This is a genomic window from Kitasatospora sp. NPDC059722 (assembly GCF_042733235.1).
GTDB lineage: Bacteria > Actinomycetota > Actinomycetes > Streptomycetales > Streptomycetaceae > Kitasatospora.
Window position 1 is genome coordinate 36096 of record NZ_JBHWGD010000062.1, and the last position, 16434, is coordinate 52529.

The following is a 16434-nucleotide window of genomic DNA, read 5'->3' on the forward strand; positions in this document are numbered from 1 at the left end:
CTTGGCTGTCGTCGACGGCTCAACGAGGTTACCTCAGCAGCCTGTTACGTATCGTCACCCGCAAGGGTGATCTGTTCCCGGGGGCGAGGTGTGGGACAAGCGGCTGTTCGAGCTGCACTGCCCCGGCAAGGAGCGCTACGTCGGGCGGGACGAGTGGCACCGGCGGATCCTGGAGTCGGCGGAGGTCTTCGGGCCGTCGAACGTGATCCCCAACTTCGTCGCCGGCATCGAGATGGCGAGGCCGTTCGGGTTCGCGACGGTGGACGAGGCGATCGCCTCCACGCGGGAGGGGCTGCGGTTCTTCATGTCGCACGGCGTCGTGCCGCGCTTCACGACCTGGTGCCCGGAGCCGACGACGCCGCTCGGGAGGGGCAATCCGCTGGGCGCGCCGCTGGAGTACCACATCCGGCTGCTCCGGGCCTACCGGGCGACGCTGGAGGAGTTCGGCCTGTCGTCCCCGCCCGGCTACGGGCCCGCGGGGGCGGGGAAGGCGGTGTTCTCCGTGAGCTCCTTCATGGACTCGCTGCCGGGGTAGGCGCCCGCCGCAACGTACCGACGGCCGTCCGGGTTCACGCCCGGGCGGCCGTTTTTATGTCAATTTCCGAAACAATACCTCCGGGGTTATGTCCCTCGGCGAAACATAAAGCGAACCGTGGCGGTGGCCTTGAGCTGCGTGGATTTCCCTATTGGCAATCCGCGGTTGAGGGTTGACACCATTAGTTGGTCTAGTCCAACGTAGGTGACGCGCCGTTCGGCGACGGCTGAGGCGGGGTGAGGTGCCCTGCCGCGCCGACGAGTTGGCCGCCCGACCTGGTGAGAATTCCGGTCCATCGCGCCCGCACTCGTCCATCGGGGAAGCGCTGCGCCGAACACGAACCATGGAGTGACTTGCTCATGCCGAAGCCTGACGGATATCTGCACCGGGCCGCCTCCGAACGCCCCTACTTCTCCGCGGACGGAGAGTCCTACCTCGCGCAGACCGCCCTGCGGGACATCCGGAAGACCCGGCCGCTGCGCGTCCTGTCCGAGGAGGACCTGGAGTTCTGGCGGACGTACGGCTACGTCGTCGTGAAGGAGGCCGTCCCGGCCGACGCGGCCCGGCGCCTGCTCGACTTCGCCTGGGACTTCCAGGGCCTGTCCCCGGACCGGCCCGAGGACTGGTACCGGGAGCGGGACTACCGCGACGAGCTCGACCAGCACCTGCACATCTACGGCTTCGTCGAGGCCTACCACCACCAGCTGATCTGGGACAGCCGCCAGTCGCAGCGGGTCTACGACGCCTTCGTCGACGTGTGGGACTGCGAGGAGCTGTGGGTCACCCTCGACCGGCTCAACCTCAACCCGCCCAACGTCCGCAACCGTGACCGCGCGCTCATCGAACCCACCGACCGCGGCTTCGACATCGAGCTGCACTGGGACGTCGACACCACGCTCGGCATGCTGCCGCAGCGCGTCCAGGGCATCATCGCGCTCAACGACACCGAGCCCGACCACGGCGGCTTCCAGTGCGACCCGGAGCTGTTCCGCCGGTTCAACGCGTGGCAGGCCGCCCAGTCGGCCGACCGCGACCCGCTCCGCCCGGACGTCGACCGCACCGAATTCCCGGTCGTCCGCCCCGAGTTGCAGGCCGGTGACCTGCTGATCTGGAACGGCCTGCTGGCCCACGGCGTCGAGCGCAACACCTCCGCCGCCGGCGTCCGCGCCGTGCAGTACCTGTCGATGATGCCCGCACTGGAGGAGGCCGAGGACATGCGCCGCTCGCGCGTCGACTCCTGGCGCACCCTGAGCACGCCGGACTGGAACCGCACCCTCGTCGGCGACGCCGACAAGCCCGAGGCGCTGCGCTACGGCCCCGCCGAGCTCACGGAACTGGGCGAGAAGCTGCTCGGGCTCAGGTCCTGGAACGGCGGGGAGTCCGCCGGGGCGGGGGAGTAGCGTGCGGCGCAGAATCTGCCTGACCCTGCCGACCAACCGGGCCTGCGCCGGGACGATCGCCGCGACCGGTGCCGAAGCCGCCCACGCGGCACGGGCGTTCGACGTCGAGGTGCACCTGCTGATCCTGGACTCCGCGGACGGGCCGACGTACGACGAGCACGCCAAGGCCGTCGCCGCGCTCCCCGCGACGGAGCACGTCGTCGTCCACCACCTCGACGAGGACACCCAGCGCGCCTTCCTGTGGGACGTCATCGTGCGCTCCGAACTCCCGGACGCGGAGCACCTGTTGGAGCTCATGCTGCCGGACGCCGTGTCCTACGGCGCCTGCACCAACCGCGCGTTCCTGATCGCCGCCGCCCTCGGATGCACCTCCGTGCACCGCCGCGACTCCGACAGTCGCTACCAACTCCTCGACGGTGAACCGGTGTTCCCCGTCGACCACGAACTCGCCACCCTCGGCCGGCGGGCCGCCGACGCGGCCGGATCCGTCACCGGGAACACCCTCGACCCGGCCCACGCGGACAAGCCGGTCAGCCTCGTCGGCGCCTCCTTCATCGGTGAACCCTCCGTCGACATCGGCGAGATGCGCGAAGCCGACCCCGACGTCCACCACGAGGTCGTCGGCCTCTGGGCGCCCACCGGCGCCACCGAGGAGGAGCGGCGCGAACTCGTCGCCGAATCCTTCGCCGGGGCCGGCAGCGAACCGTTCACCCACGACCGCGCCGTCCTCGACCTGCCCGACATCTGGCGCGTCGACATGTGCAACATCGCCCTCGACCGCGAGGTCTACGAGCGCGTCCCGCTGCCGCCCGCCACCGCGACCATCGGCAGCGACTACTTCCTCCTGCACCTCGTCCGCGACGCCACCCTGCCCGGCGTCGTCCACAACCGGCACATCGTCAACTACTACACGCCGGAACGGCGCACCGGCGCCGGCTTCACCGCCTACCAGCTGCGCTTCGCGAAGTTCCTGCTCTCCATGCTCTACCTCTACCCGGTCTACTCCGAGATGGAGGCCGCCGGCGACGCCCTGCTCGACGCCGGCCACCGCGTGCGCGCGGACGTCATCGCCGACGCCGCCCGCCGCAGCGCCGCGACCGACCGCGCGGAGAACCACCGACGGCTCGCCGTCCTCGACCGCTGCTACCGCCAACTGGGCGGCAAGTACGCCGAGTTCGCCGACCACCTGGCACCCCTGCGGGCGGACCTGCTCGACGAGGCGCAGGCGGACATCGAGGACTTCGCGCTGCTGACCGACGCGTGGGGTCCGCTCGTACGGGCGAGCCGGGCCACCCCAGCCGACCGGCTGCCGTGCTAGCGACCAGGAGCCGCACCCACATGTCACGCGAGACTGCCGAACCGGCCGCGAAGCTCCATACGACCGTGCACCCGCACGCCCCGCACCGCTCCTCCCTCCAGGGCGCCCTCCCGCAGGGCTCCGACGCACCCGCCCCCGTCCACGACCCCTCGGCACTGCGCGCCGCGCTCGCCGCCGCCACCGACGACCGGATCATCTACGACCTCGACGGCATCGCCGCCCAGTACGCCGCCCTGACGGCCGAACTCCCGGGCGTCGACGTCCGGTTCGCCCTCAAGGCCTGCCCGGTCGACGAGGTCCTCGCCCGCCTGGCCGGCCTCGGCGCCGGCTTCGACGCGGCCTCCCCGCAGGAGATCGCGCAGGCGCTGCGCACCGGCGCGGGCGTCGAGCGGATCCACTACGGCAACACCGTCAAGTCCGACGCGAACATCGCCGAGGCCTACCGGCTCGGCGTGCGCGACTTCGCCACCGACTGCCTGGAGGACGTCGAGGCGATCGCCGAACACGCCCCCGGCTCGCGGGTGTTCTGCCGCCTGGCGACCACCGGGGAGGGTGCGCTCTGGGGCCTCAGCCGCAAGTTCGGCTGCTCGCCCGAGGACGCCGTCCGGGTGCTGGAGGCGGCCCGCGCGGCCGGCCTGACCCCGTCCGGCCTGTCCGTGCACGTCGGCTCGCAGCAGATGACCGCCGAGGCCTGGCACGCCGCGATCGACGCGCTGGCCGCCGTCGTCGAGGCGCTCAACTGGCGGGGCATCACGCCCGCGACCATCAACCTCGGCGGCGGCCTCCCGGCCCTCGGGGTGCTCGACCGGAGCGGCCGGCCGCTGCACCCGCCGCTGGACAAGATGTTCGCCGTCATCCGCGAAGGCATGGACCGGCTGCGCGAACTCTCCTCCGGACCGGTGGAGTTCATCATCGAGCCCGGCCGCCACCTGGTCGCCGACCACGGCGCGATCCGCGCCCACGTCGCCCGGCTCACCTCCCGCCGCCAGCTCGACGGCACCCGGGAGGACTGGCTCTACCTGAGCTGCGGCAAGTTCAACGGCCTGTACGAGATGGACGAGCTGCAGTACCGCCTGGAATTCCCGACCCACCCCGGCGGCCAGTTCGTCAACGCCGTCGTCGCCGGCCCGACCTGCGACAGCGACGACGCGTACCGGGTGCTGGAGGACGGACTCGTCCGGGTGCCCCGCGCGATCGCCTCCGGCGACCCGGTGTGGGTGCACGCGTGCGGCGCGTACGCGACCGCCTACGCCACCCGCGGGTTCAACGGCTTCGAACCGCTCCCGTACAGCTGCATAGGAGGCGGCGAGTGAGCGCCGACATCCGGATCCGCCCGGTGCGGGAAGGGGACTGGGACGCCATCGTCGCCCTGGAGGCCCGCGCCTACGCCGACCACGGCCTCTCCGAGGGCCGCGAGGCGCTGCGCTCCCGGCACGCCGCCTCGCCCGGCACCTGCTACGTGCTGGAGCACACCGGCGGCGTCGGCGGCTACCTGCTCGCCCTGCCCTACCCGCTGTTCCGCAGCCCGGACCTGAGCCTCGGCGAACGGCCGGGCACCGCGGGGCCGGGCGCGAGGCCGAGCAACCTGCACGCCCACGACCTGGTGATCGCCGAGGAGTTGCGCGGCCGGGGCCTCGCGCCGCGCCTGATGCGCCACCTGCACGACACCGCGCGGACGGCCGGCTACCGGACGGTCTCGTTGGTCGCCGTCCTCGGCGCCCAGGCCGTGTGGGCCCGGCTCGGCTACCGCGCCCGGCCCGAGATCGGCCTGCCGGAGAGCTACGGGCCCGGGGCCGTCTACATGGCGATGCCGCTGCGGCCCGCCGGCGCTAACGCCCTCCCCGCCCTCACCGACCTCACCGCCGTCCCCACCCTCGCCACCGAACTGGGCTGATGCACATGATCCGCGTCCGCGACGACTTCCGCCGGCACCAACTCGCCATCGCCGCACTGTTCTTCGTCCTCGGCTTCCAGTACGCGACCTGGGTCTCCCGGGTGCCCGCGCTCAAGGCCAGGCTCGACCTGAGCGAGGCGCAGATCGGGCTGCTGCTGATGACCTGCGGGGTCGGCGCGGCGGTGTCCTTCCCGCTGGTCGCCGTGCTGATGCGGCGGGTCGGCTCCCGGCTGCTGTCGGTGCTGTCCGCGCTGGCGCTCGGCGGGGTGCTGCTCGCGCTGTCGGCGGTGCCGAACTACGCCGTCACGCTGCTGGTGCTGTTCTGCGACGGCATCGCGGTCGGCTGCCTGAACGTCGCCATGAACGCTCAGGGCGCGGCGCTGGAGGCCCGCTTCGGACGCACGACCATGTCCCGCCTGCACGCGACGTTCAGCGCGGGCTCGCTGCTGGCCGCGCTGCTCGCCTCGGCCGTCACCGCGGCCACCGACACCATGGCGGTGCACTTCGGTGTCGCGGTCGCGGTGCTGGCCGCGCTGGTCGCGCTCGCGCGCCCGGCGCTGCTGGCGGAGGACCCCGCCGCCCAGGAGGAGGCCGCCCCGGGGAAGAAGGACCGCCGCCGGTTCGCCCTCCCCGCGATGGCGACGCTGTGGATGGGCCTCGCGATGGTCTTCGGCACCGTCACCGAGGGCGCCATGAACGACTGGTCGGCGCTCTACCTCAAGGACGTCGTCCAGGCGAGCGCCGGCATCGCGCCGCTGGGCATCGCCGTCGTCTCGGTCATGATGGTGCTCGCCCGGATCTTCGCCGACGGCTGGCGCACCCGCTTCGGCGACGGCCGGATCGTCCGCGCCGGCAGCCTGCTGGCCGCCGCCGGCCTCGCCCTCGCGCTGCTCTCCGGCGGCGTGGTGCCGACCCTCCTCGGCTTCGCGTGCGTCGGCCTCGGTGTCGCCGCCGTCACCCCGTGCGTCTACGTCGCCGCGGCCCGCCGGGGCTCCGACGCGCTGTCCCTGGTGGCCGCCATGGGCACCACCGGCCTCCTCGCCGGCCCCGCCGTGATCGGCTTCATCGCCGACGGCGCCGGCCTGGTCTGGGGCATGGCCGCCGTCGCGGCCTCGGCCGGGGTCGTCTCCCTGTGCGCCCTCCGGATCCAGTGGCCCGCCCCGGCCGCCGCCGACCCGCTCGACGCCCGCCTCGCCCCCGACGCGACCTGACGGTCGCCTCCTGAACCTCGCCCGGCACGCCGACGCCCCCGTCGTGGACGTGCCGGGCGAGTACGTTTCGCGGCGCCCCTGCTCAGCTGCCCGCGCTCAGCCGTCCGCGCTCAGCCGTCCGCCGGGGCCGGCCCGACGGCGGTCCCGGTGATGGCGTGCCGGGCCAGCCGGTCGCGCAGGCGGGTGAGCCGGGCGATCTCGGCGTCCAGCGCGGCCAGTCGGCGGGCCACCACCGGGGCGAAGGTCTCCGGTGCCGGCGGTTCGCCGGCGCAGCGGTGCGGCGCGTCCGTGTCGAGCAGGTCGAGCCGGTGCGCGCGGGCGGCGACGTCCTCGACGGTCAGGCCGAGTGCCAGCAGCTCCCGGATCGCCCGGATCCGGACGATCTCGGCCCGGCCGTACTCGCGCTGGCCCGAGGGCGAGCGGGGCGGTGGGCTGAGCAGGCCCCGCTGTTCGTAGAAGCGCAGCGCCCTGGGCGTGGTGCCCGCCGCCGCCGCGGCGTCGCCGATCCGCATTCCCGTCCTCCCGCCGTCACCGTGCACGTCCACCGCTCGCCTGCAGGTCGCCTGCAGGTCGACTGCCGGCCGCCTACAGCGCGCCTAGAGCTCGACGATCAGGGCCCCGAAGGCGTCCCCGTCGATCAACCGACGCAACGCCGCCGGCGCCCGATCGATGCCCGCGATCCGCGTGTGCGGGAAGGAGATGAGGCCCGCGCGCAGCCAGGCGCCGAAGCGCTCTCGCCACTCGGCGTCGAGGCCCGGGTGGTCGGCACCCCGGAATCCGCGCAGCGTCACGCCCTTGACGATCAAGGGGAGGCCGTCCAGGACCGTCGGGGCGGTGCCGCCCCGCCCGTCCGGCGCGAGCTGCCCCGACAGCGCCCCGACCAGGGCGAACCGCGCGCCCGGCCTGGCCGCCGCCGCGGCGGCCGTCAGCTGCTCGCCGCCGACCGTGTCCAGCAGCACGTCGATCCCGTCCGGCGCGGCCCCGGCGAGCTGCTCCGCGAACGGCCGCCCGCCGCGCACCAGCACGGCGTCGTAGCCGAACTCGGCGGTGAGCCGGGCGGCCTTGGCGGGCGAGCCGGTGGTGCCGATCACCCGGGCCGCGCCGAGCAGCCTGGCCACCCGGCCGGCCAGGCTGCCGACCGCCCCCGCCGCGCCGGTCACCAGCACGACGTCGCCCTCCCGCACCCCGGCCGTGCGGGCCAGCCCGCCGTAAGCCGCGACGCCGGGGGAGAGCAGGGCGACCGGGTCCGGCAGGCCGGCGTCGACGGGCGTGAACGCGGTGGCGTCCGCGACCGCGTGCTCCCGCCAGCCGTGCATGTGCGTGACCAGGTCACCCGGGCGCAGCGGGCCGTCCGAGGGCGCGGTCAGCACCTCGCCGAGGGCCGGCCCGAACAGCGCGTCCCCGGGCCGGATCGGGGGCAGCGGCAGGCCGCCGGCCTCGCGGCCGATCAGGGTGCGCAGGCCGGGGAAGACCAGGAAGGCCCGGTTGCGGACCAGCACCTCGCCCGGTCCGGGGGCCGGCAGCGGCTCCTCGACGACGGCGAAGTGCCCGGGTTCGGGCAGTCCGGCGGGGTCGGCGGTCAGCCGGACGACGCGGGTGGTGGCGGGCAGGGCCATGGCGGGCCTCCTCGGGCGGGCGCGGCGGGCTCTCCGCCGCGGTGCCGGGACGCTAAACCCTGACGTGCGGGTCAGGGGCAAGCCCGGGAAGCGCTCTGACGGGCCGTCTTCTAGAGTCGCCGTGGAACGCGTGTACGAGATCCAGAGTCGCACCGAGAGGCAGTACCGCCATGAACGAGCAGGCGCCCGAGCCGTTCGAGCCCGTCGACGAGGACTGGGGGACGGCGCTCGCCGTCGTCGCGCACCCCGACGACATGGAGTACGGCGGGGCCGCCGCCGTCGCCCGCTGGACCGGGCAGGGCAAGAAGGTGGTCTACGTGATGGTCACGAGCGGCGAGGCCGGTATCGACTCGATGGGCCCCGAGGAGTGCGGGCCGCTGCGCGAGGCCGAGCAGATCGCCTCGGCGGCCGTGGTCGGCGTCGACACCGTCGAGTTCCTCGGCCACCCGGACGGCGTGCTGGAGTACGGGCTGCCGCTGCGCCGCGACATCGCCCGCGCGGTGCGCCGGCACCGGCCGGACATCGTGATCACGAGCAACTTCCGCGAGACGTACGGCGGGACGATGCTCAACCAGGCGGACCACGTCGCGGTCGGCCGGGCCACCCTGGACGCCGTCCGGGACGCGGGCAACCGGTGGGTGTTCCGCGAGCTGGCCGAGGAGGGGTACGAGCCGTGGAACGGCGTCCGGCAGGTCTGGGCGGCCGCCTCGCCGGGGGCACGGCACGCGGTGGACACCACGGACACCTTCGACCTGGGCGTCGCCTCGCTGCGGGAGCACAAGGCGTACCTCGCCGGGCTGGGCGGCCCGATGGCGGACCCGCGCGAGTTCCTGGAGGGCTTCGGCCGGGGCGCGGGCAGCCGGCTCGGGGTGCGCTTCGCGGTGCCGTTCGAGGTGTTCCCGCTGCGCTAGTCCGCGTTCGTGCCGTCCTCGTTCGTGCCGCCCTCGGTGCCCTCGGTGCCCTCGGAGGAGCCCTCGGAGCCCTCGGCGTCTTCGGCGTCCTCGCGGCGCCGGCGCCGGTAGCGAACCACCTGGCGCGCCAGGAGGGCGGCGACGAGGACCCCGAGCCCGACCGCGAACCAGAGCTGGTAGCGGATCGCCGTGCGGTACACCGTGCCGATGTTGGCGCCGGCGACGAACCCGAACGTCCCCCACGCGGCCGTCCACAGCGCCGCGCCGATGACGTTGAAGACGGCGAACCGCCGCCAGGGCATCTCGGTGGTCCCGGCGATGATGCCGTTGGTCTGGCGCAGCCCGTCCACGAAGCGGGCCACCGCGACGACCTTCCCGCCGTGCGTGGCGAAGAAGCCGTCCGCGCGCTCCATCCGGGCGGGGGTGAGGAGCACGTACCGGCCCCAGCGGTGGACGAACGCGCGCCCGCCGGTGCTGCCGATCAGGTAGCCGAGGGAGTTGCCGAGCGTCGCGGCGACGAAGGCGATCACCAGGACGGCGGCGAAGTCGAGGTGCCCGGTGCCGGCGTAGACGCAGGCGAGCACGAGGATGGTCTGCCCGGGCACCGGGATGCCGCAGTTGTCGAGCAGCACGAGCAGCGCCACCGCCAGGTACCCGTAGTGGTCCAGCAGCGGCGCGAGCCCGGCCAGTGCCCCGGGCAGCGGGGTCGCGGGGGTGGACACCGCTCCTCACCACCTCGCCCGGGTCGGGGGCGGGGCGGCGGGCGCGTCGGTCAGCGGTCCGCCAGACGGGGTTCGATGTTGCAGTCGGGGCCCGGGTAGACGAGTCCCTCGTGGCCGTCCTCGAAGCGCACCACGTACGGCGGTTCGCCGTTCGTGCCGCGCACCTCGATGATCTCGCCCTTCTGGTCCGTCATGCCCACCGACCTGCTGTGGATGTGGAGCTGGTCACCTACTGCCGCGTGCATGGGTCTGCTCCTCGGGTCGCGGTGGCCGCGTCGGCGGCCGGTCTGCCTTCCACTGTGCTGCGCGGTGAGCGGCCCCGCAACGGCTCGGGCGGACGGGACGGGACGGGGCCCGCGTGGTGCTACGCGAGCTGCTCCGCCAGGTAGCTGCGCACCAACCGCTTGCATTCGGCGATCAGCGCCGGGTCCCCGTCCGGGTCGCCCCGGAAGGCCAGCTTGAGGACCGCGTCGGCGGCCTCCAGTGCCACCCGCAGGGCGAGCGTGAGGGCGGCCGGGTCGCTCGCCGCGAAGAGCTCGCCGCCGAGCGCCTGCAGGCGCAGCGCGACGGCGGTGTTGTTGTCCACGCCCGCGTCGAGCAGGTGCCGTTCGTCGCGCAGACCGGACGGGACGGCGGCTCCGGCGAGCCCGAAGTCGAGTTGCCCGAAGCCGGGCACGGCGCGCTTCATCGCGACGAACTCCTCCACCGCTAGGTCGGTGAAGCGGGCCGGGCCGACCGGGGCGGCCTGCGCGAGCCGGCCGTCCAGGCGCTGGAGGTAGTGGTCGAGGTTGCGGCTCGCGAGCGCGGCGAGCAGGTCCTCCTTGCCGGCGAAGAACTGGTACAGGGTGCCGATCGGCACCTGGGCGCGGGCGGCGACCTCCTTGGTCGTGAGCGCGGTGGGGCCGACCTCGTCGAGCAGCCCGGCGCAGGCGTCCAGGATGCGGCCGTACCGCTCCTGGCTGCGCTGCTGGACGGGCTTGCGCCGTCCGGGGGGTACGTGACTCCACGTGTTCGCGCTCATAGGGCTCACTGTGCCGCATTCGGCCAGGTGGGGGCGAATCAACGGGGGGAGGGGCGGGACCCCGCGCGGGGCCCCGGGGAAATGATTGACAAACTCAACCTTTCACGTCTAGCGTCGGTATTGCTTCAAGTGATGAAACATCGATGTGCGCAAGCCATCCCGAAGGACCGCGAGAACCCCATGACCGCACTGTCCGGACCCTCCGCCCACGCCTCCGCCGAGGACATCCCCGCCGCCGTCGCCCGGCTGCGGGCCGCGTTCGACACCGGCCGCACCCGCCCGCTCGCCGACCGCCTCGACCGGCTCGCCGCCCTGCGCGCCCTGCTCACCGAGCAGGCCGAGGTGTTCCAGGAGGCTCTCCGCGCCGACCTCGGCAAGAGCGCCGCCGAGTCCTACCGCAGCGAGATCGGCTTCACGCTCAACGAACTCGACCACACCGTCGCGCACTTGGCCGAGTGGCTGCGCCCGCGCCCGGCCGCCGTCCCGGAGCCGTTCCGGCCCGCCGAGGCCACCGTCGTCCGTGACCCGCTGGGCGTCGTGCTGATCATCGCGCCGTGGAACTACCCGCTCCAGCTGGCCCTCTCGCCGCTGGTCGGCGCCCTGGCCGCCGGGAACACCGCCGTCGTCAAGCCCAGCGAGCTCACGCCGGCCACCTCCGCGGCCATCGCCGAGCTGCTGCCGCGCTACCTGGGCGAGACCGTCGCCGTCGTCGAGGGCGCCGTCCCGGAGACCACCGCGCTGCTGGAGCAGCGCTTCGACCACATCTTCTACACCGGCAACGGCACCGTCGGCCGCATCGTCATGGCCGCCGCGGCCCGGCACCTGACCCCGGTCACCCTCGAACTCGGCGGCAAGAGCCCGGTCGTGGTCGAGCCCGGCGCGGACCTCGCCGTCACCGCCCGCCGGATCGCCCGCGGCAAGTTCCTCAACGCCGGCCAGACCTGCGTCGCCCCGGACTACGTGCTCGCCGTCGGCGATACCGCCGCCGAGCTGGAGAAGGAACTCGCCGCCGCCGTCCACGAGTTGTACGGCGACGACCCGGCCGCGGCCGAGCACTACGGGCGCATCGTCAGCGAGCGCCACTTCGATCGGCTCACCGCGTTCCTCGGCGACGGCCGGACGGTCACCGGCGGCGCCCACGACCGCGCGGCCCGCTACCTCGCCCCGACCGTCCTCGCCGACGTCGAGCCCACCGCCCCGGTGATGCAGGACGAGATCTTCGGCCCGATCCTGCCCGTCCTCACCGTCCCCGACCTGGACGCGGCGATCGCCTTCATCAACGAGCGCGACAAGCCGCTCGCCCTGTACGCCTTCACCGAGTCGGCCGAGACCAAGCGCCGCCTGGCCGAGGAGACGTCGTCGGGCGCGCTCAACTTCGGCCTGCCGGTCCTGCACCTGGCGATGCCCGAGCTGCCGTTCGGCGGCGTCGGCGGGAGCGGCATGGGCCGCTACCACGGCGAGTACTCGATCGACACGTTCAGCCACCTCAAGGCCGTCGTCGACAAGCCCCTCGTCTGAGCCCCTGAGCCCCTCACCCCTTCCACCTCCCTGGAGACCACACCGATGACCCCGCTCGACCACAGCGCCGCCGTCGCCGCCGAGACCGCCCGCTTCGTCGGCGCCGTGCGGGCCGCCGACCCGGCCACCCCGGTGCCCACCACCCCCGGGTGGACCCTCGCCGACCTCGTCCAGCACGCGGGCAGCGTCCAGCGCTGGTTCACCGTCCTGCTGCGGCAGCGGATCCAGGCGCGGCCCACCAGCCGGGACGTGGACCTCAAGCTGCCCGGGCGGGCCGAGGCGTTCCCCGACTGGCTGGCCGACGCGGCGGCCGAGGCCGGCGGGGCCTTCGCGGCGACCGACCTCGACGCCCCGATGTGGGCCTGGGGCGCCGACCAGCACGCCCGCTTCTGGGTGCGCCGGATGCTGTTCGAGACCCTCGTCCACCGCGTCGACGCCGAGCTCGCCCTCGGCGGCAAGGCGGACATCGCCCCGGAGCTCGCCGCCGACGGCGTCGACGAGTTCCTCACCAACCTGCCGTACGCGGCCTTCTTCGCCCCGGGCACCGCCGAGCTCCGCGCCGAGGACCGCACCATCCGCTTCGCCCGCACCGACGGCGACGGCACCTGGCTCGTCCGCCTCCGCCCCGACGGCTTCGGCCTCGACCGCGACGCCGCGCACGTCCCGGCCGACGCGACCGTCTCCGCCACCGCCGCCGACCTGCTGCTCCTCCTGTACGGCCGGGTCGACCGCGCCTCGGAGGGCGTCGCCGTCGCGGGCGACGAGGCACTGCTCGCGCTCTGGTTCGCCAACTCGGCCTTCTGACCGGCCAGGTGGGGTCCGCCGGTCGGCGGACCCCACCGCCGGTCGCCTCAGGCGTTCGCGCCGCTCATCGGCCCGTCCGGCACGGCCGGCACGGCGGCCGGCTGCTCCGCCCCGGTCGACGCCTGCTCCGGCCCCGCCGCCGGCTGCTCCGCCCCGGTCGCAGGCTGTTCCGCCTCGGTAGCCGCGTGCTCCGCCTCGGCGGCCGCCTGCAGGTAGCCCGCGAGGCGGTTCCGGAGGTCCGTCGTCCAGAAGTCGTCGTCGCCGTCGTCGTCCTCCGGGACCGTCCGTTGATTCCTGGCCATCGCCCGGAGCAGATCGATGCCCAGACCCGCGTTCCCGTGCTCCTCGCAAGCCTTGTGGAACCGGACGAGGTGCCCGACGGGCGCGGAGCTGGCCATGGCGGTCAGGAGGCCCGACCGCTCCCCGCTCGGCTCGTCCTGGTCGGCGATCCAGCGGAAGAGGTCGATCGGCCGGCGCACGCAGGCGAGGGCGTACTCGACCGTGATCCCGTCGTGCAGGCGGCGCCGGTCCCTGAACTCCCGGGCGAGGGCCATGACGTCGCGGACCGGGTGGCCGAGCGCGACCTGCTCGATGAGGTTGTCCGCGGCCTCGTCCTGGTCGGCGTCCCGCAGGTAGGAGACCGCCTCGCACATGCCCGTCAGATCGCCCGTGCCGCCCCTCTCCCGCAGTTCGAGCTCGGCGTTCGTCGCGCGCGTGAGCTCGTCGAGGGTCCGGGCGTACACCTCGCGCAGGCGCAGGACGGCTCCGGCCTGGCGGATCTGGTCCTCCAGCTGCGCGATGCGGTCGAGAGCGGCGTCCCGCTGCTCGGTCAACCCGCGGACTTCCTCCCGGCTCCGGGAGGTCAGGTGTTCCAGGGCCTCCTCCGCGTTCCGCCGGAGCTCGCGCTCGTCCCGGAGCTCCTGCTGGAGGCCGTCCATCTCCCGGAGCGCCTGGGCGCGGTGCAGATCGAGGTCCTCACGCGCGTCGGCGAGCTCGAACTCGCGGGCCTGGAGCGGGCTTCGCGCGCGGGCCGCCGCGTACATCAACGCTCGGGTCGCCGCGACCTCCTCGGGGGACACGCAGGTGCCCTCCTGCTCGGCGATCAGCTCGTGGAGCCGCGCGGCGAGCTCCCGGCGGGGCACCTCACGGCCGTTGAAGAACTTCGACAGGCGGGTCCGGTCGACCCGCAGTCCGTCGCCGCTCAGCCGCCCGGCCAGTTCCTCCGACGAGAGCCCGATGCGTCCCCGCAACTCCCGCAGACGCTGCGCACAGCGCCGCTCCGGCTCCGACAGCCGTTCGTCCAGCGGGGACAACCCCCGTGGTGCGGGCATCTGCTCCCGCGTCACGCCGTGCCTCCTCCATGTTGTGCGGCCGGCATCTTGCGTCGGGCCGACGCACGATGCCGTTGCGACCTGACGCAACCACCGTGCTGGCCATTGTGATGGGACCGTCCCCCGTTGGTACCGTCTACGGAGATTCGAGTGCGCCGAAAGCGACGTTCCCCGCGCCCGTTCCTGGAGTTCCGGGTAGGAGGCTTCCGCCTGACCCTCCAGTCCCGCCCGCGCCGGCTGGTCCTGCTGCTCGGACCCGCGGTCAGTGTGACGGCCGGGTGGCTGGCGCTCCGCAGGTAATGGACGGACGTCCCGCCGTGTTCGATATTGATCAGTCCATGGCAAATTGCGCAGCTTCGCGCAGGTCGCGATCCCGGGCTGTCCGGCCGGTCGTTCGGGAATCGCCCAGGGCTGCGCAGGTGTCGTGCCCCGGGGCTACACTCCGGTCATGCTCAAAGCTGATCGCGCCGCACGGATCCTGTCCCACATCTCGGAGGCGGGAAGCGCGGACGTGCACGCGCTCGCCGGGCTGCTCGGGGTGTCGGGGGCCACGGTCCGCCGGGACCTCCAGGAGCTACACGACCAGGGTCTGCTGCACCGCACCCGCGGCGGGGCCGTCACCGGGGCGGTCAACCTCGAACTGCCGCTGCGGCACCGCAGCGAGAAGCAGCAGGAGGAGAAGCGCCGGATCGCCCGCGCCGCGGCCGAACTCGTGCCCGAGGGCGCGGTCGTGGGCCTCACCGGCGGCACGACGACGAGCGAGCTCGCCCGGGTGCTGGCCGAGCGCGGCGGCGTCACCGTCGTGACCAACGCCGTCAACGTCGCGGCCGAGCTCATCGTCCGCCCCGAGATCCGCCTGGTGGTGATCGGCGGCATCGCCCGCTCGGCGAGCTACGAGCTGATCGGCCCGGCGGCCGAACGGATGCTCTCCCACTACCACTTCGACGTCTCGTTCGTCGGCGTCGACGGCCTCACCCCGCACGAGGGCTGCACGACGCACGACGAGATGGAGGCCCAGACCGACCGCGCGTTCCTGCGCGGCAGCGCGCGTTCGGTGGTCCTGGCGGACAGCACCAAGGTCGGCCGGGTCACCTTCGCGTCGATCTGCCCGCTCGCCGAGGTGCACGACATCGTGACGGACACCGGCATGACGGACGCCCAGGAGAAGGCCATCGCGGACTGCGGGGTGCGCGTCCAGCGGGTGTGAACGCCGCTGCCGGGGCGGTTACTTGACCGAGCCGGCGGTCAGGCCCGAGACGACGTGCCGTTCGATCACCGCGAACAGGACGACGACGGGCACGATCGCGACGAGCGACGCGGCGAACACCTGGTTCCACTGCACGCTGTAGGCGCCGATCATGTTGTTGATCCCGACGGTCAGCGGCTGCCGGTCCGGGGAGGTCGTCAGGGTCAGGCCCATGATGAACTCGTTCCAGGCCGCGATGAACGTGAAGATCACCGCTGTCACCACCCCCGGCAGCGCCAGCGGCAGCGTGACGCGCCACAGCGCGCCCAGCCGCCCGGTGCCGTCGATCCGGGCCGCCTCCTCCAGCTCCACCGGGATGGAGGCGATGTAGGCGCTGAGGATCCAGATCGCGAACGCCAGGTTGAACGCGGCGTTGGCGAGCACCAGCACGAGGACCGTGTCCAGCAGGTCGAGCGCGTAGAACTCGCGGTAGAGGCCCACCTGGAGCGCCGTCGGCTGGAACATCTGCGTGACGAGCACCAGCAGCAGGAACGCCCGGCGCCCCCGGAAGCGGACCCGCGCCGTGTAGTACGCGGCGGGCAGTGCGACCAGCAGCACCAGCAGCGTCGAGCCGCCCGCGACCACCAGGGTCACCTGGAGGTTCTGGCCGAGTGTCGTGTCCCGCCACACCGCGGTGAACGACGACCAGTCGAAGCGGCCCGGCAGGTAGCCGTTGTCGCGCAGCTCGCCGGCCGGGCGGCCCGCCGTGACGAGCATCTCCAGGTACGGCAGCAGGAACAGCGCTGCCAGCGCCCAGGCGGAGGCGGCCAGCAGCAGGGTACGGGGGTCGAAGCGTTTCACTGGCCCTGCTCCTCGTTCCAGCGGCTGACCTTGAGGAAGAGCAGCACCATGACGATGACGGCGGCGAAGTTGACGACGGACATGGCGGCGGATTCGGCGACGTCGT

General features: G+C 73.5%; 16 protein-coding genes and 1 pseudogene. 10 read left to right on the forward strand and 7 right to left on the reverse strand.

The window, feature by feature from the left end:
- Positions 1 to 76: 76 nt before the first annotated feature.
- The 6 genes and pseudogenes from ACFV4F_RS31105 to ACFV4F_RS31130 all read left to right on the forward strand — a co-directional run.
- A pseudogene (locus tag ACFV4F_RS31105) lies at positions 77 to 535 on the forward strand (radical SAM protein); the annotation flags it as partial.
- A 359-nt stretch (positions 536 to 894) separates the two neighbouring features.
- A complete protein-coding gene (locus ACFV4F_RS31110) occupies positions 895 to 1935 on the forward strand; it encodes a YbiU family protein (protein WP_380507461.1) in 1041 nt (346 codons plus the stop codon).
- A 1-nt stretch (position 1936) separates the two neighbouring features.
- Positions 1937 to 3253, forward strand: a complete 1317-nt coding sequence (locus ACFV4F_RS31115; protein ID WP_380507464.1) for a DUF6271 family protein — start codon at positions 1937 to 1939, stop codon at positions 3251 to 3253.
- Between the two features lie 20 nt (positions 3254 to 3273).
- Positions 3274 to 4566: a type III PLP-dependent enzyme gene (locus tag ACFV4F_RS31120; protein WP_380507467.1), complete on the forward strand. Its 1293-nt coding sequence runs from the start codon at positions 3274 to 3276 to the stop codon at positions 4564 to 4566.
- The gene (locus tag ACFV4F_RS31125) at positions 4563 to 5147 is read left to right on the forward strand and encodes a GNAT family N-acetyltransferase (protein ID WP_380507470.1); all 585 of its coding nucleotides are present in this window, start codon (positions 4563 to 4565) and stop codon (positions 5145 to 5147) included. Before ACFV4F_RS31120 ends, ACFV4F_RS31125 begins: the two co-directional genes overlap by 4 nt.
- Positions 5148 to 5152: 5 nt before the next feature.
- A complete protein-coding gene (locus ACFV4F_RS31130) occupies positions 5153 to 6358 on the forward strand; it encodes an MFS transporter (protein WP_380507488.1) in 1206 nt (401 codons plus the stop codon).
- A gap of 110 nt (positions 6359 to 6468) precedes the next feature.
- On the opposite strand, the gene ACFV4F_RS31135 is transcribed toward ACFV4F_RS31130, so the two are convergent.
- Entirely contained in the window at positions 6469 to 6870 is a 402-nt protein-coding gene (locus tag ACFV4F_RS31135; protein ID WP_380445136.1) for a MerR family transcriptional regulator, read from the reverse strand.
- Positions 6871 to 6954: 84 nt separating this feature from the next.
- A complete protein-coding gene (locus tag ACFV4F_RS31140; RefSeq protein WP_380507473.1) occupies positions 6955 to 7974 on the reverse strand; it encodes a zinc-binding dehydrogenase in 1020 nt (339 codons plus the stop codon).
- A 170-nt stretch (positions 7975 to 8144) separates the two neighbouring features.
- Between ACFV4F_RS31140 and ACFV4F_RS31145 the strand changes: the two genes are divergently transcribed.
- Complete coding sequence (locus ACFV4F_RS31145; protein ID WP_380507476.1) at positions 8145 to 8885, forward strand: PIG-L deacetylase family protein; 741 nt, start codon at positions 8145 to 8147, stop codon at positions 8883 to 8885.
- Here ACFV4F_RS31145 and ACFV4F_RS31150 read toward each other — a convergent pair.
- The 3 genes from ACFV4F_RS31150 to ACFV4F_RS31160 form a co-directional block, all read right to left on the reverse strand.
- A complete protein-coding gene (locus ACFV4F_RS31150) occupies positions 8882 to 9607 on the reverse strand; it encodes a DedA family protein (RefSeq protein ID WP_380507479.1) in 726 nt (241 codons plus the stop codon). The genes ACFV4F_RS31145 and ACFV4F_RS31150 overlap by 4 nt on opposite strands.
- A 50-nt stretch (positions 9608 to 9657) precedes the next feature.
- The gene (locus tag ACFV4F_RS31155; RefSeq protein WP_359959525.1) at positions 9658 to 9852 is read right to left on the reverse strand and encodes a DUF1918 domain-containing protein; all 195 of its coding nucleotides are present in this window, start codon (positions 9850 to 9852) and stop codon (positions 9658 to 9660) included.
- Positions 9853 to 9971: 119 nt separating this feature from the next.
- On the reverse strand, positions 9972 to 10628 hold the full coding sequence (locus tag ACFV4F_RS31160) for a TetR/AcrR family transcriptional regulator (protein WP_380499115.1): 657 nt from the start codon (positions 10626 to 10628) through the stop codon (positions 9972 to 9974).
- Positions 10629 to 10808: 180 nt separating this feature from the next.
- Between ACFV4F_RS31160 and ACFV4F_RS31165 the strand changes: the two genes are divergently transcribed.
- Complete coding sequence (locus ACFV4F_RS31165; RefSeq protein ID WP_380445141.1) at positions 10809 to 12146, forward strand: aldehyde dehydrogenase family protein; 1338 nt, start codon at positions 10809 to 10811, stop codon at positions 12144 to 12146.
- Positions 12147 to 12191: 45 nt separating this feature from the next.
- Positions 12192 to 12950, forward strand: a complete 759-nt coding sequence (locus tag ACFV4F_RS31170; protein WP_380507482.1) for a maleylpyruvate isomerase family mycothiol-dependent enzyme — start codon at positions 12192 to 12194, stop codon at positions 12948 to 12950.
- Positions 12951 to 12997: 47 nt separating this feature from the next.
- Here the strand turns inward: ACFV4F_RS31170 and ACFV4F_RS31175 are convergent, their stop codons facing one another.
- Positions 12998 to 14296 (reverse strand): hypothetical protein, encoded by a 1299-nt coding sequence (locus ACFV4F_RS31175; protein ID WP_380507485.1) that lies wholly within the window; start codon positions 14294 to 14296, stop codon positions 12998 to 13000.
- 433 nt (positions 14297 to 14729) lie between these two features.
- Here ACFV4F_RS31175 and ACFV4F_RS31180 point away from each other — a divergent pair, with 433 nt between their 5' ends.
- Positions 14730 to 15488, forward strand: a complete 759-nt coding sequence (locus tag ACFV4F_RS31180; protein WP_380445145.1) for a DeoR/GlpR family DNA-binding transcription regulator — start codon at positions 14730 to 14732, stop codon at positions 15486 to 15488.
- 18 nt (positions 15489 to 15506) lie between these two features.
- On the opposite strand, the gene ACFV4F_RS31185 is transcribed toward ACFV4F_RS31180, so the two are convergent.
- Positions 15507 to 16349 (reverse strand): carbohydrate ABC transporter permease, encoded by an 843-nt coding sequence (locus ACFV4F_RS31185; protein WP_380507490.1) that lies wholly within the window; start codon positions 16347 to 16349, stop codon positions 15507 to 15509.
- Positions 16350 to 16434: the final 85 nt, after the last annotated feature.

Bases quoted from the DNA above. Each gene is read 5' to 3' on its own strand.
- ACFV4F_RS31110 (WP_380507461.1), top strand. From the start codon at position 895: ATGCCGAAGCCTGACGGATATCTGCACCGGGCCGCCTCCGAACGCCCC.
- ACFV4F_RS31120 (WP_380507467.1), top strand. From the start codon at position 3,274: ATGTCACGCGAGACTGCCGAACCGGCCGCGAAGCTCCATACGACCGTG.
- ACFV4F_RS31130 (WP_380507488.1), top strand. From the start codon at position 5,153: ATGATCCGCGTCCGCGACGACTTCCGCCGGCACCAACTCGCCATCGCC.
- ACFV4F_RS31135 (WP_380445136.1), bottom strand. From the start codon at position 6,870: ATGCGGATCGGCGACGCCGCGGCGGCGGCGGGCACCACGCCCAGGGCG.
- ACFV4F_RS31140 (WP_380507473.1), bottom strand. From the start codon at position 7,974: ATGGCCCTGCCCGCCACCACCCGCGTCGTCCGGCTGACCGCCGACCCC.
- ACFV4F_RS31145 (WP_380507476.1), top strand. From the start codon at position 8,145: ATGAACGAGCAGGCGCCCGAGCCGTTCGAGCCCGTCGACGAGGACTGG.
- ACFV4F_RS31155 (WP_359959525.1), bottom strand. From the start codon at position 9,852: ATGCACGCGGCAGTAGGTGACCAGCTCCACATCCACAGCAGGTCGGTG.
- ACFV4F_RS31160 (WP_380499115.1), bottom strand. From the start codon at position 10,628: ATGAGCGCGAACACGTGGAGTCACGTACCCCCCGGACGGCGCAAGCCC.
- ACFV4F_RS31165 (WP_380445141.1), top strand. From the start codon at position 10,809: ATGACCGCACTGTCCGGACCCTCCGCCCACGCCTCCGCCGAGGACATC.
- ACFV4F_RS31170 (WP_380507482.1), top strand. From the start codon at position 12,192: ATGACCCCGCTCGACCACAGCGCCGCCGTCGCCGCCGAGACCGCCCGC.
- ACFV4F_RS31180 (WP_380445145.1), top strand. From the start codon at position 14,730: ATGCTCAAAGCTGATCGCGCCGCACGGATCCTGTCCCACATCTCGGAG.